The following is a 25892-nucleotide window of genomic DNA, read 5'->3' on the forward strand; positions in this document are numbered from 1 at the left end:
CGCGTGCCCTCAGATTACGTCTATCACTCTGATTTCTGGTTTGAAGAGCCGGAAGAGTCCAACCCGTTTGCCGCTAAGGCCAGCTACTGTCATGGCTATGATGTGTATGGCCAGGTGATCGCCAAGGCTGGTTGGTTCGAGTATTTACTATTGATGTTCATGGGTGAACGGCCCCGGCCGGATGAAGCTGTGCTACTTGAGAAGCTTGCCCTGGTTCTTGCCAACCAGGGCCCCAAGGAAGCAAGCATTCGTGCGGCTATGAACGGCGGCGTGGCTGCCACTAACCATAGCTCCGCACTTATGTCAGCACTTGCTGTTGGGTCCGGTCTGTATGGCGGTTCCCAGGAATTGGAGATCTGTATCCGCTTATGGGAAGAATGTGGTCAGGACGTGGATCGCTGGAAATCAAGGCTGCAGGCCCCAGAGGAAGATGAAAGAGCCGACATATGGCCCGCGATAGAACATCCTCCAGGGTTTGATCCTAACGGTGATCAGATTCCAACCACGCTCCTGCAGTCGCTGGAACTTTTGGTGCAGTTCGCGCCGAAAGACGGAGCGTTGCACTGGCTGCAAAACCAACGCGGGGCCTTGGAGGAGTTCTTCGGATGCCCGATATCCATAACATCTGTTGCGGCGGCGGCGTTCGTTGATCTTGGTCTGGATCGTGACCAGGGTAGCATGCTTTATCTCATGCTTAGGCTGCCCGGTGCAGCGGTCCATGCGTTGGAACAACGTAAAATGGGATGGAAGAAATTCCCATTTTATAGCTCCGCCATTGAACTGGAAGATGATCCAGGGCCGTTTAAACAGCGAGACGAGGAGGGCGGACGATGAACCATGAGCAGCTACTTGAAACAGAAAGTCACTGGCTGACCCGTATCGGAAAAGCCTTTCTGACAGAACGTGTGGTTATGCATGGTAAGGATCTCCACCATGAACTGGATCATCTGGAATGGCTGCATCTATACCTGTACTGCATTCTTGGGAAAGACCCAGGAGAAAATGTCGCTAAGATGCTCAACTCCTATTGGGTTGGCACCAGCTATCCGGATCCATCTATCTGGCCCAATCACGTTGCGGCTTTGGCAGGCTCCGTTCGAACAACACCGTCTTTGGGTCTCATGGCGGGATTAAGTATTTCGGAAGCCTCTATATACGGCCGTCGGCCAGAGGTTAGAGCCCTTGATTTCTTCTACAGAGCAGGTAAATGGTGCGATGAGGGAGGAATGTTAGAGGAATTCGTTGACCACGAAAAATCCTTAGGGCGAATTCTTTATGGTTATGGGCGTCCGCTCGCGACAACAGACGAACGCATTGCGTTCACATTGGATAAAGCAAAAGAGTACGGCTTCTCTGAGGGACGCTACCTCAAAATGGCGTTTTCGGTCTACGAACACTTGAACACGACGTACGGATACTCGATGAATGTGGCAGCTGTGCACGCGGCGTTAGCTGCTGACATGGGGTTTAGTTGCGAGGAGTACCAACTTATCCTAACCCCTTGCTTCGTAGCAGGAATGGCTCCGTGTTTCCGGGATACCAAAAGTCGCCGCGAAGGTAGCTTCTTCCCGATCCGCTGTGAAAGTATCGTTTACCATGGCAGGGAAAAAAGGGACTGGGAAGGTTAGGCAGTCAGTGCCCGGCTAAAAGCTATAGGAGAGTTCACCGACTACAGTGCGCCCCGGCATGGGGAAGTCATTTGGAATGGGTGGGGCAGGGTCAGCAAACGGGCTGGGGTCTCTCACGTCCTCGTCGAAAACGTTACGAACGGATAGTGAAAGATCCAGCCCTTGCCATAGCCCCCGGGTACGAAGGGTCATATCGACGGTGGTGTAGTCCGATACGGGCTCTCTTTGGTCGCCAGCGGCCCTTTTTTGCTTGCCCACCCAGTTTACCTGTGAGCTCAGCAACCATTGTGGTGATACCGTCCAGTCAACTCGGGTGTAAATCTGATGATTAGGGGCTTCGCCAACCGATTGCCCGGTGCCTTCGTCTTTTGCCGTTTGATAAGCGTAGTTCGCTTGCAATGACAGGTCTTCGTACACCTGATACGTCAACTCGAGTTCGCCACCGTGCCCGGTACGTTGGCCCGCATTTCTATATTGCGTGGCAATGAGCCCTGACATTGGGACCGCGTTAATAAGATCATCAATTTCATAGTAGAACAGGTTAACCCCGTAGAGCAGTTGGGCTGTAATCTGATGAGAAACGCCTATCTCGAACGTGTCGATGGTTTCTGCGTCAAGCTCGTCGTTACCCATGAACACCGGGTTATTGGCGACATATAGCTCGTTCAGTGATGGGGCCCGAAATGCCCGGCCATAGAGCAGCTTGGTCGTGATGTTATCGGTAGTTGCCCATATCAGGGCAGCTCTTGGGTTTAACGTGTTGCCGAAGTCAGAATAGTCGTCAAAACGAATGCCGCTGACCAATTGCCAGTTTTGTGCAAACTGCCATTCATCTTGAATGAACGCATAGTAGTTCGTGCGGTCTTCCTCAGGCATCCAGACTTCCGTTGGGTCATCAGACACATCCACTACACTGCCTTTGGGGCTGAAATCCGGGTTGAAGTTCTTGCGTTCAGTAACTTCATAAAGATCCGCCCACAAAGTACCAATCCCGGTGTGTATGCGGTGGTTTTCGAGGCCCCGATAAATAGCGTTCAGATCAAACCTAAACTGATTCTCTTTATAGCCGGGACTTCCAATCAGGCCCTCAGGGAAGTTTCCGTTAAACGCACCTGGTGGATAGAGAACGATGTCGTTCTCCGGATCCTGCGTTATATTGAAGTAAGAGACCCGTGCCTCGACATCAAGGCCTTCGGCCAGATCAGACCACCGATAACTGTAATCGGCATTCACACGTCGAGACGAGAACTGTCCTTCAGGATCCAACGCCTGCGCAACGCCTGGGCCGGTGCCGAGATTTCCTCTGTCCTGCAGGCCTGCCCGAAAAGTCCATTGCTGTCCGCTCAATTCGAATCGAGCATCTACTTGGTCGACACCTGTATTGACTGGGCCGGGGGCCAACGACGCTGACGTACCAAACGTTTCGTCGAAGTTGGTCTGCGCATCACGTTCTATAGTTTCATCCCAACCATCCGTCGTTTGATATTCCAGTACCAGGCTGAGCCCCATATCGCCGATTTGGTGGCCCGACTCCAACCAGGCTCCCTGTGTATCAAAGCTGCCAACTCTGCCACCGACGGTTTGGTCGTTGATCGATTGATGGTTCTTTGTAGTGATATTAATGACACCGGAGTAGGCATCGGCCCCATAAAGAGCCGAGCCTGGGCCCCGAATGACTTCAATTCTCTCAATGGCCTTCACGGGCATACCGCCCCAGGCGTTGCCACGGTTCCCATACATCATGGTGGTTGTAGGAATGCCGTTGATAAGAAGAAGCGCTTGGGCGTTATTGCTGGAAGTAATGCCCCGAAACACGTATTTGGGCGAGAACGCCTGATCAGAGTGATTCACATGGAGCCCAGGCACTGTTTCAAGTACCTGGTCCAAGTCCGTGGCGCCCATGGCTGCAATATCGTCCGCATTAATGACCGAAGTGATTGCAGCGGCCTTATCGAGAGGTGTTTCGGTTCCAGAGGCGATTGAGACAACACGAATTTGACCAAGCTCTTCCAAGGGAATGTCCCAAAGGGAATCATCCGCGGCAACAACGATGGAAGAGGTTGAATAGCAAAGAACGGCGGCTACCACCCTCGAAACCACCTTGGGGCGTAAAGCTCTGCTTAGGGGCGATAGACGTTCCTGCATGCGCAATCTCAGCACTTTGCTCTTAGCATTATTTGAAACGATTCAGTCAACGATTGCACTCCGAGACCTGCTACTGACAAACCTGGCGGTCACACTGCCAAGGATGGCACATTTCTTAGCCAAACAGCGATGAAAAATGCAAGCTGAATAGGAGTTTAGCTGCATTCATCGTATAAGCAAGTCTTAAACGGCATGGAACCTAACGATACGATCAAACTCGCATTACTCGGCAGGAGGAGGGGAGCAGGGCGCCGCCGTGGCGTCCCAGTTGACCAGTTTATCTTCCAGTATCTGCGCAGTTACTGGTGTGCTGTTCTCGGCGACCGCTTTCTCAATAATGGCTTGGTACCTCCCGTTGTTGCGCAACGTCGCTAATCCATCATTGAACGCCTGCCTGAGGCCGGCTGACTCCGCGTTAAACAGCACGTGGTAAAACGCCTTCCGGAGTGGTTTGGGATGAAACGTCAGTTGATAAGCCTGGGAAGTAAACTGGTTTCTTATCATCGCTTCACCCACAACGGGGTCCATGGGAAACAAATCAATGCGACCAAGGAGCAGCTTCTTGAAATTAGCCGCGTCAGAAGTGGTGACGTCAGCGTCGACGAGACCACTCTCAATAACATCACTGAGTGTTTCGCCGTAACTGTAATCCTGTGTCAGACCAACTTTCTTTCCTTTCAACTCTACAAGGGCTTCCCAGTCAAAAGCCTCGGCAGCGCGGTGATAGAAAACGTATTGATAGGGCAGTAAAGGAGAAGAGAACAGGAAGTCACGGCTTCTTGATTCGGTGCAAGACCAGATCGCCGAGGCCTGATATTTTCCCGATTTGGTCATTGCCAGCGCCCGCGACCAGGGAAGAAATGCAAACTCTACGTCGACACCTTCGCTTTCAAAGGATTCACGAATAATCTGGGAGACAAAACCGCCACCAGGTAGATCTTCGCTCAGGTACGGCGGCCAGTGCCCGGTGCTGATTTTGATGGTGTTCGCTCCAAGCAACGTCGGACTAAACGACATAAATATCAGAATCATTAGGTGCTGTAGGTACTGAAAGTACCGGCATCTCTTTTGGCCTTTCATTTGTCCAAAATCCCGAAATTCCTGCGTTGGAGGATCCACATTTTATACCGTCATCAAACCTCGCAAACATGACAAAGCCATGTTTCTCGCAACATTATGTAAACGACAACCTGCGAAGAACCGTCACCAAGTGTTATAGAAACGTTATGTTTGGGGAGGAACCAAAGCCGGCACCTTTTGCTCTGATCCATTAATACAGATGGCTAATCCGATGAGAGGTTCCCATGACAAAATGGTTTATTGCGTTGCTTTTCTTACTGCCGTCGTTTGCCAGCGCCGCAGAGTGGACTAGTGGAACGAGTAAAACCGACGTTGTTGAGCTGTTTACCTCAGAGGGATGCAGCAGCTGTCCTCCCGCTGATCGTTGGCTGAGCTCTTTGAAGAGCAGCCCTGAGCTGTTCAAAGAATTCGTTCCAATGGCGTTCCACGTTGACTACTGGGATTACATCGGCTGGAAAGACCCGTTCGCAAAAGCTGCTTACAGCGAACGCCAGCGGAATTATGTACGTGAAGGGCACGTTAGCCAGTCTTATACTCCGGGAATCGTTATCAACAACAAAGAATGGCGCCAATGGTTTCGAGGGCAACGAACCTGGACAGACGACACCAAACAGGTTGGGGTACTCAGGGCTAGCGCTAATGACAAACGCCGCTTTAAGGCGGAATTTGATGGCGAGAAGGCTGGCCAGTTGCATATAGCCATACTCGGTATGGGGTTAACAACATCCGTGAAAGCTGGAGAAAACCGCGGCCGGGAACTCACACACGATTTCGTGGTGTTGAAGTTAATAACAGTACCTGGAGAGAAAAGCTGGACCGTTACACTTCCAGAGTTCCCCGAAAAAGGGCAGAAACGAAATGCCATCGCGGCCTGGGTAACACCCAGCAATTCACAGACGATTCTGCAGGCAGTGGGTGGTTACGTCGATTAACGGCTAGCCGTAGTCGGTTTTTATCTTTCAGCCTGGTGATGGCTCTCTTTATAAAGCACACGAGCGAGATCTTCTGGCAAAGGCATTGGCGCAAACGGACTGACGTTCGCACGCCCGGTATTTCCAAGGGGAACCCATATGCGAGAAAACAACAATGCGGCGAACGTTCGAGTAAGCTGCCCAACGACTTCCCGCATGTCACGCGTACGCCAGCCGAGTTTGAGCATGCGAATGTGGGTCCTTGTGTGCGCCCAAGCATACTTCTGGCTCAGAATATGAGCTCGCTCAAGGTGGGCGAACGCCTTTGAAAAGTTACGCGACTCTTCAGCTTCGCACGCCGCGGTGAGTTCCACGTTATAAGCCTGTTTCAGTTCAGTTTTCATTTCAGAAATGCTCCCATTAAATCTGCGCCGTCAGTGGGTATCAAAAACCCTGTAGTAGCTGCAGAGTCAATGGTTTGAAGAAGGTGGCGTATGGGAAGAGAGGGGAATTTGACCGGGGCTGCTGTTCCTACCTTTAAAGAGCTACGTACACCATTTAACATAATATACATTATGCGCAGTTGTGGTAGTGACTTTGAAACGGTATCGTCGTTTCGATTTGAGGTTTAGCACTTACGCTAAATTGAGTTCATACTAGGCGTTGAAAGCATTGGCATCAGGCAAGGCGTAATGCCAATGCACCCACAACTAAAGGTGGACAGATCCCATGAGTAAGAGTCAGGACAGAAAAAAAGACATTAAAAAGAAACCGCTTTTAACCCCCAAGGAAAAGAAAAAGGAGAAGAACGCAAAGAAAAATGAAACCGATGTACTGGGACATTGATTTCAGGAGCCGCTGAAAGCGCCTGGATCAGGGGCGCGATCACGATGAGCAGCTAAGGTGCGACGCCCCGCCAACACCAAAGAGCTCCAGCGGCTTCAGCCTATAGTATTTTCTATCTACGGCCTCTGATTGCTCGGCGTACGGCTGCGTCATCACGTCCTGCAGTTCTCGCAGCAAAGCGTAATTACCCTCTGCCGCTTGCTGATAGGCGGGCACAACGAACCACTCTCTCAAGCTGTACTTCGGGTTAACGAGCTTCATCTGACTGGAAAGCTCCTCACGCGTGCCAGGCTGAATGAGCGATTGCCAATTTGTGAGCCACGCTGACCAACGCTTGTCTAGCCCTTCGGGATCAGCAGCATAGCTCGGGCCTTTGTAGAAGCTCTTCTTGAGTGGCTCAATGTCATCTGGCAACGAGGAGAGTTCCCGGAAGAACATCGTGTAGTCAACAGGCGTTTGCATCATCAGCGTTGCCAGCTCGCGGAATAAAGCCGCGTCAAACGCGTCGAGTCCGAGTTTGGCCGCCCACATCGTCTCCATTTGCGCCTGCATCACCTTTGGGAAATCACTTTGAATGTCCTTCAGCTGCTGCAGACAGTCTGGATGCTCTGCCAATAAAGGCCGAACCGCCGAACAGAACGAGTGGAAATTGCGTTCGGCCGCTGCTGGTTGGTTGAGGAACGCGAAGTGATTTCCCCCGCCCGTCCATGGCTGGTACTGCGGATCAAACACATCGCAGAACCCGAAGGGTCCATAGTCGAGCGTGAAGCCGCCCGCGGCACAGTTGTCGCTGTTGAAGTTACCCTGGCAGTAGCCAACACGGATCCAGTTGGCGACAAGCGAGGTCAGTCGGCTGCGGAACTCATGTGCGAGCGACACCACTTTTTCAGCTGTGGTCCGCGACCGATCGATAACGTCATCGTACTCGCGATCAATCAGGTGCAAGACGATCTTCTCGAGCTCCTCCATCGCCTGCGGGTGTTCCTGCTTGCGGGCACGACGACTAAAGAGCTCCAGCTGCCCTACCCGAATGAACGAAGGTGCAACACGCGTCGAGATGGCCACTGGCTCGGATACAAGAATATCGGGATCTACCGAGCGTGAACCCTCCGAATACCAGGGGCGCCTGACTTTTTCGGTTTTCGACACGTACAGACTCAGAGACCGTGACGTGGGCACGCCCAGCGCGTGCATATGCTCCTGGGCCAGGAACTCCCGCACACTGGAACGCAGAACTGCCCGGCCGTCTGCGCCGCGGCAGTAGGGCGTGCGCCCTGCCCCTTTTAACTGCATTTCCCAGCGCTGCTTGTTAATGACAGCCTCGAGCACAGAAATCGCGCGGCCGTCGCCGTAGCCATTGCCAGTCTGGAACGGGCATTGTTGGTAGAATTCGGTGCCGTAGATGGAAAGTGCATAGCCACACGCCCACCCCACGTTGCGCAGAGGCTCCGGAACATGCGACAAGTCGCCGGAGAACATACGGATGAAGTCGCTGGACTGCGCCATGCTGTCGGCGAAACCTAGTTCGTGAAACAGGTTTTTCCCATGGGCGACGTATTCGGGGTTTTCGATGGGCGTGGGGCTAACCGGAACATAGTGGCCCGAGAAGACTTGTCTTGGCGCGTGATCAGCTCCGTTTGCTTTACCCTCAGGGTCGCAGTTGAGCGTGTCCATGAGTGAATAGTCTGCCAGCGGTGCGAGATCGTCGAGGGTCGCGACCGTTGTAGGCATTTCCAAATGATGTCGCGTTAACATAATAGGGACTCCTCTTTATCTATCATACACTTCTAACTCACGGATACAGATTCAGGGACGACATTGAACCATGGGTAAACAGCGCTTTCGTTACTCTGCCAGCATTCTCAAACCCAGCCACCTGTTTGCAACAATTGGAGCCTTGCTGACGATTTTGCTTGGAAGCCTGCTGCTATTGGCACTGCCTAACCTCGGTGAACAGGATTTCAGCCAACTATACCTGGAAGAACACGGTAACGTGCCTTTCGAACTGCACCTAATTGCGTTGTGTTTGCTGCTGGGTTGCGTCGTGGCGTTTGTTAATCGCCGGGTCTGGCTGGAACTGGACAGCGAGAATCTGACGATTCACATCCCGCGGTTGACCGGCCTCGGGCTAATGGGATTTACCACCGGAGACCACCGCATTCCGTTAAATACTATTCGGAAAGTTGAGCTGACCGCCGTTACGGGATTCCGGAATATGGCTCAGGCACTTCAGCAGTCAAAACTCAGTCTCGTTACCGACAGGCGGACCTATCGTCTGCAACCCTACCATTTTTTGAGAGAGGGCCACCCGGATCACCGTATCGGCATGGGCAGCGCCTTTGGAAAGCCCAAGGCGAGATTGGAATCCATCATTACCGAGGCCCCTCTTGTCAAAGCTCTGTCCGGAATCACCGGCAACGTGGACTTTACGTCAACCCAAACTGATCGAACCGGGCCATTGGCCAACCATTTCAACTTATTGAAACACAAAGGCATGGTGCTACAGCTAATTCTGCTGGCTGTGCTCGGCACCTATGCTCTCGTTGACTACGTACTGCTCACCAACTATCTCGTGATTGGTGACTTGCCACTTTGGCCATTCATTTCAACCGGGCTGCTGCTCGGTGTTTTGGGGGTTCAACTGGGTAAAGGTGCTCCCCGAGCAGAGCGCTTCGGCCTTGCTGCCCTGCTCTGTATCATCGCCTTCGCCGCCACCTATCCCGGTCTTCAGCGGTACGCGTTGGTGGTATCCCCCGAACCACTGACCGTTGCCTACGACAACACTGAAACCGGCTACTTTGAACATTCGCATTACCCTGCGATTGACCAACGGGAAAGCAGTATCCCTGAATATTGGCAGAGCCTTCCCTCAGAAGTGACTTACACCTTCTTCCTGCATGAATCGGAACTGGGCTTTGTCCTGATTGATATGGCGGCCGTTTACGAGAAAAGCCGTGCTTTCTATAGGGAGGATGGCCGCTAACGACCTTGAAATCGAGTCTCAAACCATCACAGTCAGATAGTGAGGTAGCCATTTCCTTAACGAAGGAGAAACGCTATGAAGAGTATTAGCCGTGACGACCTCAAACAGATGAACGAAACCGAGCACGAAGATTTTGTGCTCATCAATGTCCTGCCGAGGGATGCCTTCAACCGAGAACATATCCGCACATCCATCAGTGTTCCTGTGGAGGAACCGTCCTTTTTGGAACAGGTCGAGGCAGTTACCGGCAGCAAAGATCGGAAAATTGTTGTCTACTGCGCGAACTTCGAATGTGATGCTTCTCCCAAGGCTGCCAAGAAGCTGGAAGATGCCGGCTTTACGGAAGTCTACGACTATGAAGGCGGCACCGAGGACTGGTTTAGCCGGAAACGTGCCGCTTGACTGGTTGCAGTAGTGAGGGATGAATCTCAAGGGCTGCTCAACAGGGGCAGCCTTTTTTATGACATACGCACATGCTTCGGCCTAATCCGACGGTGATGTCGTTCGGCGCTGGTGCATATCAGGTCTAGACCGCCTTCAGGTGCCGGCCACAGGGCGAATTGGTCATGATGTCGTGCCAGCGAGCCTGGAGCAGTCTTTCGATATGATTCCTGATCCAGATAATCCCCGGTTCTCTATCATGGCGTGCGTGCCAGATGAGGTAGAGGCTGGTTGGATCTACATCGAAGGGTAGCTCCCCCATCCATAACCCATCGACGAATCCGCAATCCTGGCTGATTAGCTCAGGAACGGCCGCGATGAGATTGGACTCCCTTAACACTTGAGGAACGGACGCAAAATGGTTCATTGTTGCGGCGATACGCCTGCTCTGCCCTTTTTGATCAAGATAACTGTCGACAGAACCGTGGGCGTCGCCCGACATGGTAACCAACAGATGCCGGGCTTCCAGAAACTCTTCCATGGTGATTTGCCGGCCTGCCAGCGGGTGGTCTGCCCGCATTGCGAGAACAAATCCGCTATCGAGAAGCCAGGTACTCCGCAAACTGTAATCGTGCTGGTTAAGCACGCCAATCGCGAGGTCAACGTGAGCTGATCTCAGGTCGTCGTAGCTCCCTTCAGGTGTATAGGGAACGGCGTGTACGTCCACGCCCGGCGCCTCACGCTCAAGCAAGTCAATAAGCTGACGCCAGATCATCTCGACGATGACGTCGGTTACTGCAATGCGAAACGTCCGCCGGGCGGAGGCCGGGTCAAACTGCGTAGCGCTGACGGCGTTTGTCAGCGCGAACATAGGGTCACCCACCTGATCCCATAGACTGAGCGCATAGGAGGTGGGTTCGATGTTGCGGCCCTTTCGCACAAAGAGCGGATCATTCCAGATCTGGCGCATCCTGGAAATCGCATTTGATACCGCAGGCTGTGTCATGGCCAGGCGATCCGCCGCACGAGTCACTGAACGCTCCGTCATAATGGCATCGAAGATGTACAGCAACTGGAGCTCTTGAGTTTTCATAGTAAGTTCTCGGCGTAACTATAAGTGCCCTTTAACGAACGTTCTCAACTGGCTGAGGCTCCCTGCCCCGGCATGTTGGGCAATCACATCGCCATCCTGAAACAGGGCCAATGTCGGAATGCCACGGATACGCATTTTTGCAGTAATCTCCGGGCTATCATCCACGTTGACCTTGGCAACGGTCAGTTGCTCACTGAACTCATCGGCGATGTCCTCAAGCAGCGGGGCTACCGTCTTGCAAGGGCCACACCAGGGTGCCCAGAAGTCAACCAGAACTGTCCGGTCGCTCTGAACAACCGCTTCTTCAAAATTCGCATCGGTTACATGAACAATGGTCGTCATAATATCTGCTCCTGAATGGAATTGCTCACTTTCAATACTGGGGCCTCCAAGCTGATAGCACTAATTTCAGTGCCATATAGATCCCATTTCTCACAATGATGGGTTGGCATAGAGCCCGTTAAAGGCGCTTACTGAATACCAGCCCACCCCACGCAAGCGTGCGGTTTCCGGTCCCGCTCTTAATTTCGGAGCTCTGGACCCGGAGCACGTAACTCAACTCGGTGCCAGCGACGAAACTGTGGGTATAGCCCGCCCAGATTTCCGCCAGGAGCACGTTAAGGTCGTTGGCACCCAGTTCGTGGTCGGAGTGCCTGAATTGGCCTTGAAGGAACGCATTGTAGGCCCGAGCTTTAACAGACACGCCGCCCCAGAAATAGTGCTCCCGGCCGCCAGGGGCCGCGACTCCCGGCGCTCGTTCGCCGTAGGCCATAAGCTCAGGGTTGAAACGATTGTCCGGGGAGGAAATGAGCCCATCCCGAAAAACAAGCGCGGCACCAAACTCAGTCAAATAACCCACCGACCCGAAGTACGTGACTTTGAATTGCTGGTCCGGCCGGCTTTTATCCAGATACTGATGATAGGCAGCGGAGTATCGGAATGTTGGTTCCCCGCCATTGGAGACCTGATGGTCCCAGCCGTTGGCACGGTCACTTCCTACCACCTTGTGAACCGCATTCTGACCCGATTTAAAAACATCCAGGCCCAGCACTCCGACGGTCATCGAGGTGGTCCACCCGGAATCGTCACTCAGGGTCCTGTAACTATGGCTTGACGATAAATAAACGAGGCTGCTGTAGGGACGATCATCCCGATCGATATCCCTCGCCTTGATTTCCTCAGGGGTGAATCCGTAGATGCCAAATTCCAGGGCTGCACTTTCGGGCTCGTTAATATCTGCGCCAACACCCGACAACACGAACCTGTCCAGGTTTTGGCTGATTCCGGAAACCGGATTTTCCAGGAAGTCCTCCGAGTTTGAGGAATAGGTTATGGCCACACCTGCGGTGTAATCCCGATCGGTTTGGGTGGGTGCAAAAAGATCATTGTCCGTAGAAAGCGCAATGACAGAATCAGAGTTCTCAGCATAAGCCATCGGAGACAAAACCAGAACAGTGAGAAAAAGTACAAGCAGACGATGAGACATGGCCAACTCCGAAAGACGATAGGTCGGAAACAAGTTGGCTGCTATTTTTCAACTGAACGCCTTGCGCGACTAATCAGGGCTCAATATTGAAAACATCATGTATTTTGATGAATAGGTGTTTGTACTGCGATGTTTACATCGTTGTCGGCGGGGCGCGTTCTATAAAATGATTTAATTTAGTCGTTTAACATATTGTATTTAATTTATTTCCATGAATTTCGATAAAATCAGTCAAGATAGGAGACATCGAAGTAAGTCGCCGAAAAGCTCTATTTATCAGTTTTGGTGATGTGACTCATGCGGCCTCCTGATTATTCGTGACCTCTCTTCAAGCTCATACTCCACTCCATCTGATCTCGCGCCGATTGGCGAAACGGAGATCAGCCTTCGCTTATCAAAACTGGAGAACATGTTATGCGTACAACTGTACTGGTTGCCCTTACATCACTCTTAGCCGCTGCTGCGCTGCCTGCACACGCGACCCTGGCTGATCGGAAATCGGACGAGACTCATTTTGAAAACGCTCAACCGGCCCCGTACAGCGGCCAGCTCGTCATACGTGGTGAGATACAGGACCGTGATGCAGCAGGCCGTTCAGCAGAACCCGCCCCCTACAGCGGTCACATCGTTATCCGAGGTGAAGTGCGGCCTGAAAGCCACGGTTGAGCGATAAGTCTTTCTTTGCGTCTTGGCACCAGGGACGGTGCTTTTTTGTCAATCCGCTTCGGATGGCGTTACCGCCTCTCCCTCCAACCACGGTGGACGGTTACCAATCCGCTCCAACAGGAAATCAATAAAGACCCGTACCTTCGCCGTTAAAACATTAGACTTGGGATAAACCAGCCAGAGCGCCGGCTCTGCGTCCATCCGGAAGTCCCCAAGAACCTGTACCAGTGTGCCCTCCGCAAGTTCACGATGAACACTCCATAAAGCATGCATGGCAATGCCAGCGCCTGCCATGGTGGCGATCTTATAACTTAGCCCGTCATCAATGATCAGGCGGTTACCAGGCGCACGCGGGTTGAATTTACCCTGTTCACCATCTGGGCCAATCAGGTTGATGGTCGCCTGGGATTTAAACGCAATCAGTTGGTGGGAACAAAGGTCGTCGGGATGCTTCGGTGTGCCCCACTTCGCCAGGTACTCCGGGGAAGCGCACAACAATCGCCTGTCGTCTGCCAGTTTACGAGCCTTCAAATTACTGTCTGGAAGCACCGAGTCCCGCAATGCCAGGTCAAAACTTCCCTGGATAAGATCAAGCTCCATATCCGACAGTCGCAAGTCCAGATTGATGCCTGGGTAAAGCTCCAGAAACTCCGGCATCAGCGGTAACACATACTGCTGGGCAAACGTGCTGGATGCAGTCAATCTCAATGTCCCAGCCACATGTTCATTGCCGAACCCCATCGCCGCCAGGGCTGCGTTCTCCTGTGCCAGTATTTCTCTGGCGAAGGGTAAATGAGGTAACGGACCAACCCGGTAACGTCCCCGGCTAATGCGGCCTGCAATGGCGCCAAATCATTCGTCGCCCGGTAGCCTGAAATCCACTTCCTCAAGTGAGTCTGCCAGGAAGTCCAAAAATGCTCTTACCGCAGGAAGCAGCCCGCGGCGCGACGGGAAAACAGCGTGGAAAATCCCTCCGCGTGGTCGCCAGTCCGGTAAAATACTGACGAGATTGCCGTCAATCAGGTCCTGCCCACCGACGATGAGCGGCATTTTTACCACACCTAAACCACCCACAGCAGCTTTGAGCAACGTAAAGACATCATCGGTGACCAGGCGTGGCTGGTGATGGATTTTAACGGACGCACCAGCGGGCCCATCCAGGCACCAGACATGCTGTCCATCCCATTGCTCAAAATCGATACTGGGAAGTTTTGATAAATCATCGGGAGTTATTGGTTTCGGATACTGCGCAACCACCTCTGGCGCGGCCATCAAGCACTGAGGGCTTTTAGACAGCACTTTCATCGTTAAGTCACTGTCTTCGAGCGGCGGGTATCTCACTCGCAAGGCAACATCGAACCCCTCCCTGACAACGTCGATCCGTCGGCTCGTAGCCTCCATTTCGATTTTTACTTTCGGGTACTGCTGCATAAACCGGATAATCAACGGGGCCACCAGAAAGTAGATGATTCCCGGCGGGCAGCTCACCCGTATCGAACCCACTGGCTCGGAGCGGGAATGATCGATGACTTCCTGTGCCGCATCGGCCTCGACCAGCATTGCCACGCAGTGGCGATAATACTCTTTCCCCAACTCCGTAACAGTGAAGACACGCGGTGAGCGATTAATCAGTCGGGTATCAAGCCGACTCTCGAGCTCTGCCACGCGCCGGCTCAACTTGGATTTGGGTAACCCAAGTGCCCTGCCCGCTGGCGCAAATCCGCCGTGATCTACCACCTTCACGAAGTAAAAAAGATCGTTCAGATCCTGCATATACGATCGTCCTATATATAGAACTCTGAGTATAAGAATTAGTGCCTACTCAGGCCACCCTGGCTGAACTATCGTTAAATTTATTCCCTTTTCCAGTGCCAAAGGAGAGGGGGCCAACGACGACGGTGCACTGCGCCGTCTAAGCCCAGAAAGGAGAACGTCATGAGCAAACCCTATGTTCGACTCGATAAAAACGATGCTGCGGTACTGATGGTAGATCATCAGACCGGCCTGCTCTCCTTGGTCCGCGATATTGACCCGGACAAGTTCAAGAACAACGTATTGGCGATGGGTGACCTGGCTCAATACTTTGGGCTTCCGACCATTCTGACAACCAGTTTTGAGACTGGCCCTAACGGCCCATTGGTTCCGGAGCTGAAAGAACAGTTTCCCTCTGCCCCTTACATCGCCCGCCCAGGGCAGATTAACGCTTGGGACAATGAGGATTTTGTTAAGGCCGTTAAAGATACGGGAAAGAAACAACTGATCATCGCCGGCGTCGTGACAGAAGTGTGTGTTGCTTTTCCGGCGCTCTCCGCGCTGGCCGAAGGCTATGACGTATTCGTGGTGACGGACGCCTCCGGCACGTTCAACGAGCTGACCCGACATTCCGCCTGGGATCGGATGTCGCAGGCCGGTGCCCAATTGATGACATGGTTCGGACTGGCTTGTGAGCTGCACCGTGACTGGCGCAACGATATTGAAGGACTGGGAGCCCTGTTCTCAAACCACATTCCTGACTACCGCAACCTGATTACCAGTTACAACACAATGCCTGAAAAGCAGTGAGGCAATGGCGGGGTATTCGTTCCATAAATAGAACATTAAGTGGAAATATCGCTATCTATTCAGGGCCCGTACGCTGTTTTATCGTCACATTGATGCAGTAAAAACGTTGGGTCGATGGACCCGTTAGGAGGTCAAAGTGAAAAAGATTCTGACAACGTATGGTCGCCCTCGCGGTCATTGGGTGGGTGATGGCTTTCCGGTTCGTTCGCTCTTCTCCTACGATCGCATGGGCGCATCGAATATCTCGCCGTTTCTGCTACTGGATTACGCCGGGCCATCGGAATTTCCTCCGGCTCAACGTCCCCGGGGGGTTGGTCAACATCCACACCGAGGCTTTGAAACCGTGACAGTGGTCTACAGCGGTGAGCTGGAACACCGGGATACCTCGGGTGCAGGTGGGCTCATTGGCGAGGGAGACGTCCAATGGATGACCGCTGGCGCGGGAATCGTGCACGAGGAGTTCCATTCACAGCAATTCACTGAACAAGGTGGTTTGCTGAAAATGGTGCAGCTCTGGGTCAACTTACCTGCATCGGCAAAGGACACGCCGGCGGCATACCAGACGTTGCTCAATAAGGATATCCCTCGTGTGTCCCTGGAAGATGATGGTGGAGCGCTGCGAGTCATTGCTGGTGAGTATCTTGAGCATAAAGGACCTGCCAACACATTCACGCCAATCAATGTGTGGGATCTTAAGCTGGAGCCTGGTGCCCGTGTGAATTTGCCGGTGCCCAAAGGCCACACCACCTTGGTGGCAGTGCTGAACGGTTCAGTTCAGATCAATGACACTGATGTGTTGCGTGAGGCAGAGCTTGCGAACCTGGACAGAGAAGGTCAAGAGATTGTGCTGGAGTCCAATAATGACGCTCGGCTGCTTGTGTTGAGTGGAGAACCCATTGATGAGCCGGTCGTGGGCTATGGACCCTTTGTGATGAATACAGAGGGAGAAATCAAACAGGCCATGCTCGACTTTCAATCAGGAAAATTCGGCGCTCTCTAGCAAGGGTAAAGAGCATGAACTGCTTTTGAGGGGCTGACAGGACGTCGCCCCCAATCATTCAAAGATTGGGAATCACGCTATGAACGAACAAGGGGCAGACGCCGCCCCAAGCATCCACTATGACTCTGGTCGATCCATCATAATCCGGCACACCGTGAAACCCGGACACCGTGACCACTATGAAACCTGGCTCAGGCAGATTATTGCCGCCGCAGCCCAGTTTTCCGGGCACCAAGGCGTTCATGTGGTACGACCGCCCGAAGGGCATGACACCTTTGAAATCGCGGTGCGCTTTTCTCAACCCGAAGAAGCCGATACTTGGCTGAACTCCGATGTTCGGCGGGAATTGGTATCCGACATCGTTCCGGCGCTGGCCTCTGAAGAACAGGTAGAGATTCAGACCGGCATCGATTACTGGTTCACCCCACCCACGTCAAAAGCCAAACAACCTACTCGCTGGAAGCAATGGCTCATTACTACAGCGGTTATTTGGCCACTCACGTTGATCGTACCAATCGTCTTTCAGCCCATATTCAATCAACTTCCAGTGCTTGCGTTATGGGGTGTGCGTCATGGTTTGGTGGCAGCCACTGTCGTCGCACTAGTGGTCTATTTGATCATGCCCCGAGTGGTTCGACTCGTTGCAAACTGGCTGTTTCGTTAGTCGACAGCGCTAGGGGCAGAGGTACAGATCGATTTTCTATGGCAGTTTTGCCGTACGACCGGCGGGAAGATATGGTAAAGACCTGCGGCCTTTCGCACTTGTTTGGACACTAGGGAACACAACACTGAGGGAAATTGCTATGACGCTGAAACTTCAAACAATCATCTGCAGCACGCGCCCTGGAAGGGTTGGCCCATCGATCGCTAAATGGTTCAACGAATTCGCCAATGCCGACGGACGATTTGAGTCGGAGCTTGTCGACTTGGCAGATTTTGAACTACCGGTCTACAACGAACCAAACCATCCGCGTTTACAGAAATACGAGCATGATCATACCAAGGCGTGGTCAAAAAGCGTCGATGCAGCTGATGCGTACGTTTACGTTATCCCCGAGTATAACTATTGCCCTCCCCCCTCCTTCACAAACGCGCTGGATTACGTGTACACCGAGTGGAACTACAAGCCGTGCGGGTTTGTGAGCTACGGTGGCGTATCCGGTGGTCTGCGCTCGGCGCAACTCGCGAAACAGTTGGTAACGACATTGAAAATGATGCCAATGATGGAGGGCGTGATGGTTCAGATGCCCTGGAACCTCCTCGATGAGAATAAGGTGTTCCAGGCGAGCGAGCATCACGAAGGTTCCGGGAAAGCGATGCTCGAGGAGTTGGAGAAATGGGCCAGTGCCTTGCAATCGATCCGTAAGGGATGAGAGCAGACGCTGAATCTGCACCTCCATGCGCCTATCACGGCATTCCGATTGCGGACGCTAATCAATAGGTGTGTGTTGGTGCTGAGGGCGGCCCAGGTTATCCAAGCGCCCGCTTAACCCAGTCCATACGGTCCTGGCCGAAGAACATTTCGTCGTTGACGAAGAAGGTGGGGGCTCCGAACACGCCCCTCTTGGCAGCGGCATCCGTCGCCTCGATCAGTGCTGTTTTTATCTGGGGTTGCGCCATCGCGCCCGCTACCTGTTCCGGATCAAAACCAGCGTTGGTTAGGATCGCCCTCAATGCCTCCGGGGATGAAAGGTCCTCCCCCTGGGCCCATGCGGCTGAAAACATTGCCTGGTTGTAGGATTCGATCTGTCCGTTCGATAGCGCCCAGAGCGCGCCTCTCATTGCATTGACCGTGCTGAAAATAAAGTGAGGATTTAACTGGAACGGAATGCCATAGTGATCGGCATGGCGTTGAAAGTCGGTTTTGATCCATTCCCATTTGGCTGGGACGGTCACCGGAGACGTATTGCCTGTGGCCTTGAGGATGCCCCCGAGAAGAATCGGCTTGTAATTGATATTGGCGCCCGTCCCCTCAGTGAGTTCCTTCAACCGCATCCATGCGAAATAGGACGCGGGGCTTATGAAATCATAGTAAAAGTCGATATTCGTACTCATTATCGTTACCTCTTGTTGGAAAGGATTTACCAGGGCTCAGAAAATGGCCGCGCATCCTGCTCGAATGTCCAGGCTGACCGGGGCTGTGTATGGAGATGCCAGTAAATGTCGGCAAGATCATCGGGCTCGATGATGCCACCCTCCCCCTTACTGGCATAAAGATCAGGCAGAAACTCAGCGGTCGCCTCGTTTCGTATCAGTCCATCAACAATAACGTGACCTACGTGGATTCCTTTTGGTCCAAGCTCCCGCGCCATGCTTTGAGCCAGGGCCCGTAACGCGTGCTTGCCGCCCGCAAAGGCAGAAAAACCGGCCCCACCTCTCAGGCTTGCCGATGCACCGGTGAACAGGATGGTACCCTCGCTACGGGCCAGCATCTTCGCCGCCACCTCCCGGCCCACCAGAAAGCCCGCCAGCGCACACATCTCCCAGACTTTCTGGTACACCCGGGCGGTTGTTTCGCAGAGATCGAATCGAACGTTTCCACCAACGTTGAAGATAGCAACCCGTATAGGGCCCAACTCTGATTCCACCCGATTGATCAGCTCCGTTACTTGCGTCTCATCACGGGCGTCGGAATGAATTGCCGTTGCCGTGGACCCTATGTCGCTGATTTCACGACCGAGCTTTTCCAGATCTCCCCGGCGACGGGTTACCACGAGATGGAATCCTTCCCTGGCAAATCGGCGTGCGATCGCCGACCCTAAATGATCACCAGCCCCAACCACCAGCGCAATGGGTTTGTCGGTCGTGCCCATGTTCCTTCCCCTTATTCCGTTGTGATGCTGGTAAAAACGTATCCCACCTAATAGCGTAGCTAAAATCGATTAAATGTATGCCAATCACAACCAATGGTTACGTCTTTTGGCTTTCTTGGTTGTCGTCACCGATCTCCCAATTGTTGCCTCAGATATTCCATGGCATAGCGAGCGCGCGCAGACAGGGGCCATTCCGCCCGGGAGATCATCCAGAGCGAATCCACCACGTCCCTTTCAAGCGTCATAACCTTGATTTCGCTGTGTCGGGCAAAGGCCTGCCTCGCGTACTGCGGTAGTACGGTAAAGCCCATGCCCCTGGCTACGGGTTCGAGAATTAAGCCTACCTGATTAACAAAACCGCGCACCGGAATATTGCGGATTCCAGGCTCCCCCGGAAAGCAGCGGCTCAACAGGCGCGTTGCCATGGCCCGGCCATCAGGGTGGTCGATATAGCCTAATCGCTCCAAATCCGCCCAGCTCGATACCGATTGCCCTGCCGGCACAATCAGTTCCAGTGGCTCTCCGGCGAAGTGGGAGGACGTCAAGTGGGGATCGTCAGGCTTTGCCGTAACCAAGCCGATCTCATAGCGTTTACCCAAGACCGCATCCAATATTTCCGTATCCGGTGCAAATCGATGACGGACCACCAAATCAGGATGCTGCTCCTGCAGATCGAGCAACAGTGGGTATAGCAGCAAGCCGCAGCTCCCCGGCGTGATAAGACTGAGCTCACCTTTTGTTTTATCGCCTTCCGACATTCGCAGGCGTAAGCGCATATCGGCCTGTTCCATCTCATCACAATACGCCAGGAGTGCGTGGCCGGCCGGTGTTAAATCCATCCGTCGAGGTTGCCGTATCACCAGGGTCCCCAGCTGTGCTTCAAGATGTCTTACATGCTGACTGACGGCTGCCTGGGTCAAGCCGAGCTGGTCGGCTGTCCGGGTAAAACTGCCGACGTCTGCAAGTACAACGAACGAACGTAACCATTGGGGATTAAGCATAAGAAACTCTTATTGATTTGATAAGCAATGACCTGTTTATATTATAGCAATTGCCGCTTACTCTGGTTCTACACTTTCCAGAGGAGAAGAACCATGAGCACCACTTACCCACGCAGTTTTTCCCATATCGGGATTTCGGTGACCGACCTTGATGCCGCTGTGAAGTTCTATACAGAAGTAATGGGCTGGTACCTGATCATGCCGCAAACCACTATTGAGGAAGATGACAGCCCCATTGGAGTTATGTGTACCGATGTGTTTGGTGCAGGCTGGGGCTCTTTCCGGATTGCTCACCTTTCCACCGGCGACCGGATTGGTGTGGAAATCTTTGAATTCAACAACGCAGAAAAGCCGGAAGACAACTTCGAGTACTGGAAAACCGGCGTGTTTCACTTTTGTGTCCAGGACCCGGACGTGGAAGGCCTTGCAGAGAAAATCGTTGCGGCAGGCGGTAAACAGCGCATGCCAGTTCGTGAATACTTCCCCGGCGAAAAGCCCTACCGCATGGTTTACATGGAAGATCCGTTCGGAAACATTCTCGAGATCTACAGCCACAGTTACGAGCTGACTTACTCCGCAGGCGCTTACGAGTAATCCGGTATTCGGTGGGCAATGACCCACCGACCTTTCGTTAACCTAGGTGTGAGCAAGGGCGCTCACAGTTCGACACGCGAACGCCCTCGCCTGACACGCACCATGTCCGCAACGATGGCCAGTGCAATTTCAGAAGGGGTTTTACTGCCGAGGTTGAGTCCGATGGGCATGTGGATCCGCTCAACGTCTTCCTTTGACAGGCCACCAGTCCGACGAAGTCGTTCGGATCGGGCCTGGGAAGTACGAACAGAGCCCATCACACCAATGTAGCTTGCCGAGGTTTTGACAGCAGCCATCATGGCCAGATCATCAATGCGGGGGTCATGGGTTGCGGCGACTATCGCCGTGGAGGGCGTGCAAGCACCAGGCGAAGCGATATACAGCGACGGCAGTTGGGGCACAAACTCAACACCCGGCGGCAGGCTCATGCCATTGGTGACTTCCTCCCGTGGGTCACACAGCACCACCTCATAACCAAGGCTTAAGGCGAACTGTGCACAGGCCTCTGATACCGTTGAATAGCCGGCAAGAATTAGCTTGGCGACGGGGCCAATACGAACCGTCACCGTCTCTTCGGTTTCATTTTGCAACACCCGCGGCCCCGTGGGTTCAGCATCGGACAGCCACCACACTGCATCCGTCAATCTGATATGTCGTGCGATTTCATTTTGGCCGGACAGGGCCTGCTGAATCCGCTCAAGGTGATCCCGGGTCTTTGCGGTGGCAACCATACGTTCCACCAGGACGTCGAGAATGCCCCCGCACGGCAAGCGAATACGGGGGCTCTCCGGGCTGTTGCTGCCCGGGTCGCCATAACGAACAATAACAGCAGGTTGTTCGTACTCTCCGGCGGCAACGCGCTCGAGGAAGTCTTCCTCGACGCAACCACCCGAGAGCGAGCCCACATGATGTCCATCCGAGGTGGCAACCATCAGTGAGCCCGGCTCCCTGGGCGATGATCCGAAGGTAGACAACACCGTGCACAACCAGATCGTCCGGCCACTCCCCAGCCATTCGATCGCCTGCTCCACTACCCGAGCATCCAGACTTTGCATGGTCATGCACTCAACTGATCACCAACGGGAAGACGGCGGATGCGTTTTCCTGTGGCCGCATAGATAGCGTTGCACAGTGCCGGCGCGACCGGTGGCAATCCCGGCTCGCCCACACCGCCCATGGCGTCATCGGGATTATCAATCAGGTGCACCCGGACCATTTTCGGCGCATTTGGCATTCGCGGTAACAAGTATCTGTCGAAGTTGCTTTGTTGAGCGACTCCATCCTGGAACGTCACCTCATTTTGCAGGGCAATGCCGATTCCCATCACGCAGGAACCCTCCATTTGTGACCGGATTCGCTCGGGGTTAGCCTGCGGCCCACAATCAAAGGCAATATCAGCGCGGTGAATGGTCACTTGCCCGTTATCATCCACTTCCACGTCAAAGACGACGGCGGTGTAGGAAACAAAGCTGTGGTGGAAGGCAAGACCCAGGCCACGCCCCTTTGCTGTTTCCTTTCCCCAACCCGCTTCTTCGGTGGCACGCTCAATGACCCGGCGCATGCGGCCTACATCAATTGGATACATCTCCGGATCTTCACCGTAGTTCCAACCATCGCCCACCGTGAGATTGTGAACCTCACGCCTTGGCCCCAACAGGTCCAGCACGTAATCGCGATGATCCTTGCCGGCCGCTACTGACATTTCGTGGGCAAAGCTCTGGATGGCCCACGCATGCGGTAGGTTGTACACCGAGCGGAACCACCCAATGCGGACATGGGCCGGTGCTGGCGGGTTCTCCAAACGGATAGCGGGAATGCTGAATGGCATGGTGTTAAACCCCATGCCCAGCTCAAAGCTCCCCTTGTGTTTTGGATCCGGGGCAAACAGCGATGCAATGCTGGGAGACAGAGTACGGTGGCGCCAACTGGTCGCTCTGCCATCGGCATCGAGGCCCGCATCCAGGTGATCCACAGAAACCGCATGGAAGTAGGCATGCTGAATGTCGTCCTCACGGGACCACTGCAGTTTGATGGGCTGCCCTTCAAAGGCCTTGGCCACTTGAGCGGCCTCAATCACGAAGTCTGGCTTCGATTTACGGCCAAAACCGCCACCCAGCAGGGTTTGATGAACGGTCACGTTTTCCAGGTCGATCTCCAGAAGCCCGGCGATGCCTTCTCGCGTCGCCCTGGGGTTCTGCACTGGCGCCCAGGCCTCGGCTTTGCCCCCGCTTACGCGAACCACGGCGACGGGGGGCTCCATGGGAGCCTGAGCCATATGGGGCATGTAGTAGGTGGCTGACACCCGCTTATTGGCTTCTTTCAAAGCGGCCTCAACATCACCGGACTGGCGTATAACCTTGCCCGGCGATTGCGCCGCTTTTGCCAGAGATTCACGGTAAGTATCCGATGTGTAATCGGCGTTGTTACCGGCCGGAGTATTGTCCCACTCTATCTTCAAAGCTCTGCGGCCTTCCATGGCAGCCCAGGTGTTAGTGGCTACTACTGCAACACCCCCGAGCGGATTAAATGCCGCAGGCTGGCCCGTGCCATCAATGCGTACAGTTTTCTTAACACCTCTGATCTTCAGGGCCTCACTGTCATCGACACTCTTCACCGTCGCGCCATAGACCGGTGGCCTGGCCACCACCGCATAGAGGGTGTTTTCCAGATCCACATCGGCGCCAAAAATCGCCTTGCCGGTAACAATGTCTTCACCATCGATTGCTTTGGGGTGCATGGATTTTAGCTCGCCATTGATCAGGCCGGATTCCTTGCCAATGAAACGCAGCTCACTATCAGATTTCAGAACCAACCCGTCCCGGCCAGGAACGTCCAGCTCCCGTGCGGCTTCTGCGAGCTGGCCAAAGCCGAGTTCACGTCCAGTGGCAGGATGAACAACCTTATGAACATCCGCCCTTACTTGGTCGACCGATACACCCCATTGATTGGCCGCTGCCTGCTCAAGCATCAGCCTGGCAGCAGCGGCCGCACGGCGCATGGGGTCGTACCAGTGACGCATGCTGCGGGAACCATCGGTATTCTGGTTGCCAAACTTATCCTGATCGCCGTCTGCCTGTTCCGCGCGAACCCGGTCCCAGTCTGCGCCCAGTTCATCCGCGGCCACCATAACCAGGCTGGTGCGAATACCCTGCCCCATTTCGGCACGGTTGTTGACGATGGTGACAAGGCCGTTGGCGTCGATATGGATAAACACATTCGGGTTGTCTACCCAGCCCCCCGGCATGGCCCCGGCCCCGAATTGAGCCTGTTCATTGGCCAGCCCAATATCCCATCGGGCTGCGAGCAGGAGCGCAGAGGCTCCGGCCAACCCTTTGAGAAGACCGCGGCGGCTGACATTCGCAAGCAGCAGTGTGTCGTCGGATTGGCTCATGAGCTCACCTCCTTGTCCGCAGCCCGCTCAATGGCCGCCAGAATGCGATTGTAGGTGCCACACCGGCAGAGGTTGCCCGCCATGGCATCAATGATTTCCTGGGTTTCCGGTTCCGGTGTTTTCTTCAGCAGAGCTGTGGCATTCATGATCTGGCCGCCCTGGCAGTAACCACACTGGGCCACACCCAGGTCCAGCCAGGCCTGCTGGACTTTTTGGCCAACCGCGTCATCAGACATGGCCTCGATCGTTGTGATTTCACCTTTGGCGGCAGAAACGGGCATTACACAGGACCGGGTCGCTACCCCATCAAGGTGAACGGTGCAGGCACCGCACTGCGCGATACCGCATCCAAACTTGGTGCCTTTCATCCCCACAACGTCCCGAATAGCCCACAGCAGGGGCATATTATCCGGAACGTCCAGCTCGTGCTCTTGTCCGTTTATCCTCAGGTTGACCATTGGTCTCTCCCATCACCATGTTGTTAGGTTTGCTTTATCGGGAAGCTTGAGTTTACTGACCGGAGAAAAACGACTCGGTATAACCGGTGTACTTCGTAAACAGCTCATCCCTGAAAGACTGTCCTCGTGTCTCCAGGATACGGTCAATGTCATCGCGCAGACCTGTAAGTTCCTTGCGATAACCGGCAACACTGACAGCGGAACCCAGTGCGGGTTCCAGAACGCGAAGCGACAGATCGTGATCTTGAATCAGATTGGCGCTCCAGAAATTGTCCTCAATGAATACGTCGGCCCGCCCGAATTCGAGCATGCGGAAAGGCACCGTCCCTTCGCCATCAGCGGAATAGGTTATGTCTGTAATATCCGGATGGGTTTCTGCCCAGCGTGCAATATTTTCCGGGTATACATAGCCGCTGATAATAAGCACGCTAACGTCGTTCAGCTTCTCCAGAGTTACCGGCTCTTCAATGGATAGACTCTCAGGTACGATCGCAGCCAACGTCCAGTGAGCGAACACCGTCCGTGAGTGCAGTAGATAGCTCCGCCCTTCCGTTACTGGCATGGCAACGTCCGATGCGCCTGACTGGACCTCGGATACGCAGCGTTTGAACGGTAGTTCCTCGTAAGTGGCTTCCAACTCCAGATCACTAAGGGCTGTATTCATCAGTTCCACGGCAATGCCGCGCATCTCTCCCTCGTGATCCTTAAAGATGTAGGGAGCCCAGGACTCATAACAGATTTTTACCGTTGACGTTGGTGCAGCCGCGTGGCTAATAGCTCCAAAGGACACCAGCAACACCGCGACAACTCCATAATGTATGGCAACTGATACTGCACGCTGCATGAAAGGCGCC

At 53.8% G+C, this 25892-nt stretch carries 26 protein-coding genes; 10 read left to right on the plus strand and 16 right to left on the minus strand.

Annotated elements, in window-relative coordinates; all coding sequences use genetic code 11:
• Window positions 1-3: 3 nt before the first annotated feature.
• Window positions 4-834: a citryl-CoA lyase gene (locus SIC19_RS19630; protein ID WP_127401301.1), complete on the plus strand. Its 831-nt coding sequence runs from the start codon at window positions 4-6 to the stop codon at window positions 832-834.
• Window positions 831-1628: a citrate/2-methylcitrate synthase gene (locus SIC19_RS19635; RefSeq protein WP_127401299.1), complete on the plus strand. Its 798-nt coding sequence runs from the start codon at window positions 831-833 to the stop codon at window positions 1626-1628. The genes SIC19_RS19630 and SIC19_RS19635 overlap by 4 nt, the downstream gene beginning before the upstream one ends.
• A gap of 15 nt (window positions 1629-1643) precedes the next feature.
• On the opposite strand, the gene SIC19_RS19640 is transcribed toward SIC19_RS19635, so the two are convergent.
• Entirely contained in the window at window positions 1644-3773 is a 2130-nt protein-coding gene (locus SIC19_RS19640) for a TonB-dependent receptor plug domain-containing protein (RefSeq protein WP_256713541.1), read from the minus strand.
• 222 nt (window positions 3774-3995) lie between these two features.
• Window positions 3996-4790, minus strand: coding sequence for a substrate-binding periplasmic protein (locus tag SIC19_RS19645; RefSeq protein ID WP_228712240.1), 795 nt, complete (start codon window positions 4788-4790; stop codon window positions 3996-3998).
• A 287-nt stretch (window positions 4791-5077) separates the two neighbouring features.
• On the opposite strand from SIC19_RS19645, the gene SIC19_RS19650 reads away from it, so the two are divergent.
• On the plus strand, window positions 5078-5785 hold the full coding sequence (locus SIC19_RS19650) for a DUF1223 domain-containing protein (RefSeq protein ID WP_091644305.1): 708 nt from the start codon (window positions 5078-5080) through the stop codon (window positions 5783-5785).
• A gap of 20 nt (window positions 5786-5805) precedes the next feature.
• Here the strand turns inward: SIC19_RS19650 and SIC19_RS19655 are convergent, their stop codons facing one another.
• Window positions 5806-6168, minus strand: coding sequence for a DUF3703 domain-containing protein (locus SIC19_RS19655; protein WP_007152178.1), 363 nt, complete (start codon window positions 6166-6168; stop codon window positions 5806-5808).
• Window positions 6169-6649: 481 nt separating this feature from the next.
• Complete coding sequence (locus SIC19_RS19660; protein ID WP_127401260.1) at window positions 6650-8365, minus strand: protein adenylyltransferase SelO; 1716 nt, start codon at window positions 8363-8365, stop codon at window positions 6650-6652.
• Between the two features lie 70 nt (window positions 8366-8435).
• Here SIC19_RS19660 and SIC19_RS19665 point away from each other — a divergent pair, with 70 nt between their 5' ends.
• Both SIC19_RS19665 and SIC19_RS19670 read left to right on the plus strand, forming a co-directional pair.
• On the plus strand, window positions 8436-9593 hold the full coding sequence (locus SIC19_RS19665; protein WP_036207218.1) for a hypothetical protein: 1158 nt from the start codon (window positions 8436-8438) through the stop codon (window positions 9591-9593).
• A 75-nt stretch (window positions 9594-9668) separates the two neighbouring features.
• The gene (locus SIC19_RS19670; protein WP_036207216.1) at window positions 9669-9995 is read left to right on the plus strand and encodes a rhodanese-like domain-containing protein; all 327 of its coding nucleotides are present in this window, start codon (window positions 9669-9671) and stop codon (window positions 9993-9995) included.
• Window positions 9996-10119: 124 nt separating this feature from the next.
• On the opposite strand, the gene SIC19_RS19675 is transcribed toward SIC19_RS19670, so the two are convergent.
• From SIC19_RS19675 to SIC19_RS19695, 5 genes are all read right to left on the minus strand, one after another.
• The gene (locus SIC19_RS19675; RefSeq protein ID WP_007152207.1) at window positions 10120-11067 is read right to left on the minus strand and encodes a LysR family transcriptional regulator; all 948 of its coding nucleotides are present in this window, start codon (window positions 11065-11067) and stop codon (window positions 10120-10122) included.
• Between the two features lie 18 nt (window positions 11068-11085).
• Window positions 11086-11409: a thioredoxin gene (gene trxA, locus SIC19_RS19680; protein ID WP_036207214.1), complete on the minus strand. Its 324-nt coding sequence runs from the start codon at window positions 11407-11409 to the stop codon at window positions 11086-11088.
• 118 nt (window positions 11410-11527) lie between these two features.
• The gene (locus SIC19_RS19685) at window positions 11528-12553 is read right to left on the minus strand and encodes a lipid A deacylase LpxR family protein (protein WP_127401258.1); all 1026 of its coding nucleotides are present in this window, start codon (window positions 12551-12553) and stop codon (window positions 11528-11530) included.
• Between the two features lie 714 nt (window positions 12554-13267).
• The gene (locus SIC19_RS19690) at window positions 13268-13921 is read right to left on the minus strand and encodes a substrate binding domain-containing protein (RefSeq protein ID WP_197061323.1); all 654 of its coding nucleotides are present in this window, start codon (window positions 13919-13921) and stop codon (window positions 13268-13270) included.
• 150 nt (window positions 13922-14071) lie between these two features.
• The gene (locus tag SIC19_RS19695) at window positions 14072-14992 is read right to left on the minus strand and encodes a LysR substrate-binding domain-containing protein (RefSeq protein ID WP_036207206.1); all 921 of its coding nucleotides are present in this window, start codon (window positions 14990-14992) and stop codon (window positions 14072-14074) included.
• Between the two features lie 162 nt (window positions 14993-15154).
• Here SIC19_RS19695 and ycaC point away from each other — a divergent pair, with 162 nt between their 5' ends.
• The 4 genes from ycaC to SIC19_RS19715 all read left to right on the plus strand — a co-directional run bounded on the left by ycaC (window position 15155) and on the right by SIC19_RS19715 (window position 18154).
• The gene (gene ycaC, locus SIC19_RS19700; protein WP_036207202.1) at window positions 15155-15781 is read left to right on the plus strand and encodes an isochorismate family cysteine hydrolase YcaC; all 627 of its coding nucleotides are present in this window, start codon (window positions 15155-15157) and stop codon (window positions 15779-15781) included.
• 136 nt (window positions 15782-15917) lie between these two features.
• On the plus strand, window positions 15918-16781 hold the full coding sequence (locus SIC19_RS19705; protein WP_127401256.1) for a pirin family protein: 864 nt from the start codon (window positions 15918-15920) through the stop codon (window positions 16779-16781).
• A 79-nt stretch (window positions 16782-16860) separates the two neighbouring features.
• Window positions 16861-17445, plus strand: coding sequence for an antibiotic biosynthesis monooxygenase (locus tag SIC19_RS19710; protein WP_127401254.1), 585 nt, complete (start codon window positions 16861-16863; stop codon window positions 17443-17445).
• A gap of 139 nt (window positions 17446-17584) precedes the next feature.
• Window positions 17585-18154, plus strand: coding sequence for an NADPH-dependent FMN reductase (locus SIC19_RS19715; protein ID WP_036207193.1), 570 nt, complete (start codon window positions 17585-17587; stop codon window positions 18152-18154).
• A 97-nt stretch (window positions 18155-18251) separates the two neighbouring features.
• Here the strand turns inward: SIC19_RS19715 and SIC19_RS19720 are convergent, their stop codons facing one another.
• The 3 genes from SIC19_RS19720 to SIC19_RS19730 all read right to left on the minus strand — a co-directional run bounded on the left by SIC19_RS19720 (window position 18252) and on the right by SIC19_RS19730 (window position 20595).
• Window positions 18252-18836, minus strand: coding sequence for a 2-hydroxychromene-2-carboxylate isomerase (locus SIC19_RS19720; protein WP_127401252.1), 585 nt, complete (start codon window positions 18834-18836; stop codon window positions 18252-18254).
• A gap of 26 nt (window positions 18837-18862) precedes the next feature.
• Window positions 18863-19594, minus strand: a complete 732-nt coding sequence (locus SIC19_RS19725; protein WP_127401250.1) for an SDR family NAD(P)-dependent oxidoreductase — start codon at window positions 19592-19594, stop codon at window positions 18863-18865.
• A gap of 125 nt (window positions 19595-19719) precedes the next feature.
• Window positions 19720-20595 (minus strand): LysR family transcriptional regulator, encoded by an 876-nt coding sequence (locus SIC19_RS19730; RefSeq protein WP_127401248.1) that lies wholly within the window; start codon window positions 20593-20595, stop codon window positions 19720-19722.
• A gap of 93 nt (window positions 20596-20688) precedes the next feature.
• Here SIC19_RS19730 and SIC19_RS19735 point away from each other — a divergent pair, with 93 nt between their 5' ends.
• Window positions 20689-21189: a lactoylglutathione lyase family protein gene (locus SIC19_RS19735; protein ID WP_127401246.1), complete on the plus strand. Its 501-nt coding sequence runs from the start codon at window positions 20689-20691 to the stop codon at window positions 21187-21189.
• Window positions 21190-21251: 62 nt separating this feature from the next.
• Here the strand turns inward: SIC19_RS19735 and SIC19_RS19740 are convergent, their stop codons facing one another.
• From SIC19_RS19740 to SIC19_RS19755, 4 genes are read right to left on the minus strand one after another with little or no spacing between them, the layout of a single operon-like run.
• On the minus strand, window positions 21252-22244 hold the full coding sequence (locus tag SIC19_RS19740; protein WP_127402384.1) for an XdhC family protein: 993 nt from the start codon (window positions 22242-22244) through the stop codon (window positions 21252-21254).
• Between the two features lie 2 nt (window positions 22245-22246).
• Entirely contained in the window at window positions 22247-24580 is a 2334-nt protein-coding gene (locus SIC19_RS19745) for a xanthine dehydrogenase family protein molybdopterin-binding subunit (RefSeq protein ID WP_127401244.1), read from the minus strand.
• Window positions 24577-25038 (minus strand): (2Fe-2S)-binding protein, encoded by a 462-nt coding sequence (locus SIC19_RS19750; protein WP_127401242.1) that lies wholly within the window; start codon window positions 25036-25038, stop codon window positions 24577-24579. Before SIC19_RS19750 ends, SIC19_RS19745 begins: the two co-directional genes overlap by 4 nt.
• A gap of 52 nt (window positions 25039-25090) precedes the next feature.
• A complete protein-coding gene (locus SIC19_RS19755; RefSeq protein WP_127401240.1) occupies window positions 25091-25882 on the minus strand; it encodes a substrate-binding periplasmic protein in 792 nt (263 codons plus the stop codon).
• Window positions 25883-25892: the final 10 nt, after the last annotated feature.

Source organism: Marinobacter sp. MIT930201 (genome assembly GCF_047122665.1).
Lineage (GTDB): Bacteria > Pseudomonadota > Gammaproteobacteria > Pseudomonadales > Oleiphilaceae > Marinobacter > Marinobacter salarius.

Bases quoted from the DNA above. Each gene is read 5' to 3' on its own strand.
- ycaC (WP_036207202.1), top strand. From the start codon at position 15,155: ATGAGCAAACCCTATGTTCGACTCGATAAAAACGATGCTGCGGTACTG.
- SIC19_RS19670 (WP_036207216.1), top strand. From the start codon at position 9,669: ATGAAGAGTATTAGCCGTGACGACCTCAAACAGATGAACGAAACCGAG.
- SIC19_RS19665 (WP_036207218.1), top strand. From the start codon at position 8,436: ATGGGTAAACAGCGCTTTCGTTACTCTGCCAGCATTCTCAAACCCAGC.
- trxA (WP_036207214.1), bottom strand. From the start codon at position 11,409: ATGACGACCATTGTTCATGTAACCGATGCGAATTTTGAAGAAGCGGTT.
- SIC19_RS19730 (WP_127401248.1), bottom strand. From the start codon at position 20,595: ATGCTTAATCCCCAATGGTTACGTTCGTTCGTTGTACTTGCAGACGTC.
- SIC19_RS19750 (WP_127401242.1), bottom strand. From the start codon at position 25,038: ATGGTCAACCTGAGGATAAACGGACAAGAGCACGAGCTGGACGTTCCG.
- SIC19_RS19675 (WP_007152207.1), bottom strand. From the start codon at position 11,067: ATGAAAACTCAAGAGCTCCAGTTGCTGTACATCTTCGATGCCATTATG.
- SIC19_RS19755 (WP_127401240.1), bottom strand. From the start codon at position 25,882: ATGCAGCGTGCAGTATCAGTTGCCATACATTATGGAGTTGTCGCGGTG.
- SIC19_RS19660 (WP_127401260.1), bottom strand. From the start codon at position 8,365: ATGTTAACGCGACATCATTTGGAAATGCCTACAACGGTCGCGACCCTC.
- SIC19_RS19635 (WP_127401299.1), top strand. From the start codon at position 831: ATGAACCATGAGCAGCTACTTGAAACAGAAAGTCACTGGCTGACCCGT.
- SIC19_RS19640 (WP_256713541.1), bottom strand. From the start codon at position 3,773: ATGCAGGAACGTCTATCGCCCCTAAGCAGAGCTTTACGCCCCAAGGTG.
- SIC19_RS19715 (WP_036207193.1), top strand. From the start codon at position 17,585: ATGACGCTGAAACTTCAAACAATCATCTGCAGCACGCGCCCTGGAAGG.
- SIC19_RS19685 (WP_127401258.1), bottom strand. From the start codon at position 12,553: ATGTCTCATCGTCTGCTTGTACTTTTTCTCACTGTTCTGGTTTTGTCT.
- SIC19_RS19745 (WP_127401244.1), bottom strand. From the start codon at position 24,580: ATGAGCCAATCCGACGACACACTGCTGCTTGCGAATGTCAGCCGCCGC.
- SIC19_RS19645 (WP_228712240.1), bottom strand. From the start codon at position 4,790: ATGTCGTTTAGTCCGACGTTGCTTGGAGCGAACACCATCAAAATCAGC.
- SIC19_RS19695 (WP_036207206.1), bottom strand. From the start codon at position 14,992: ATGCAGGATCTGAACGATCTTTTTTACTTCGTGAAGGTGGTAGATCAC.
- SIC19_RS19720 (WP_127401252.1), bottom strand. From the start codon at position 18,836: ATGAGTACGAATATCGACTTTTACTATGATTTCATAAGCCCCGCGTCC.
- SIC19_RS19735 (WP_127401246.1), top strand. From the start codon at position 20,689: ATGAGCACCACTTACCCACGCAGTTTTTCCCATATCGGGATTTCGGTG.
- SIC19_RS19655 (WP_007152178.1), bottom strand. From the start codon at position 6,168: ATGAAAACTGAACTGAAACAGGCTTATAACGTGGAACTCACCGCGGCG.
- SIC19_RS19710 (WP_127401254.1), top strand. From the start codon at position 16,861: ATGAACGAACAAGGGGCAGACGCCGCCCCAAGCATCCACTATGACTCT.
- SIC19_RS19725 (WP_127401250.1), bottom strand. From the start codon at position 19,594: ATGGGCACGACCGACAAACCCATTGCGCTGGTGGTTGGGGCTGGTGAT.
- SIC19_RS19740 (WP_127402384.1), bottom strand. From the start codon at position 22,244: ATGCAAAGTCTGGATGCTCGGGTAGTGGAGCAGGCGATCGAATGGCTG.
- SIC19_RS19650 (WP_091644305.1), top strand. From the start codon at position 5,078: ATGACAAAATGGTTTATTGCGTTGCTTTTCTTACTGCCGTCGTTTGCC.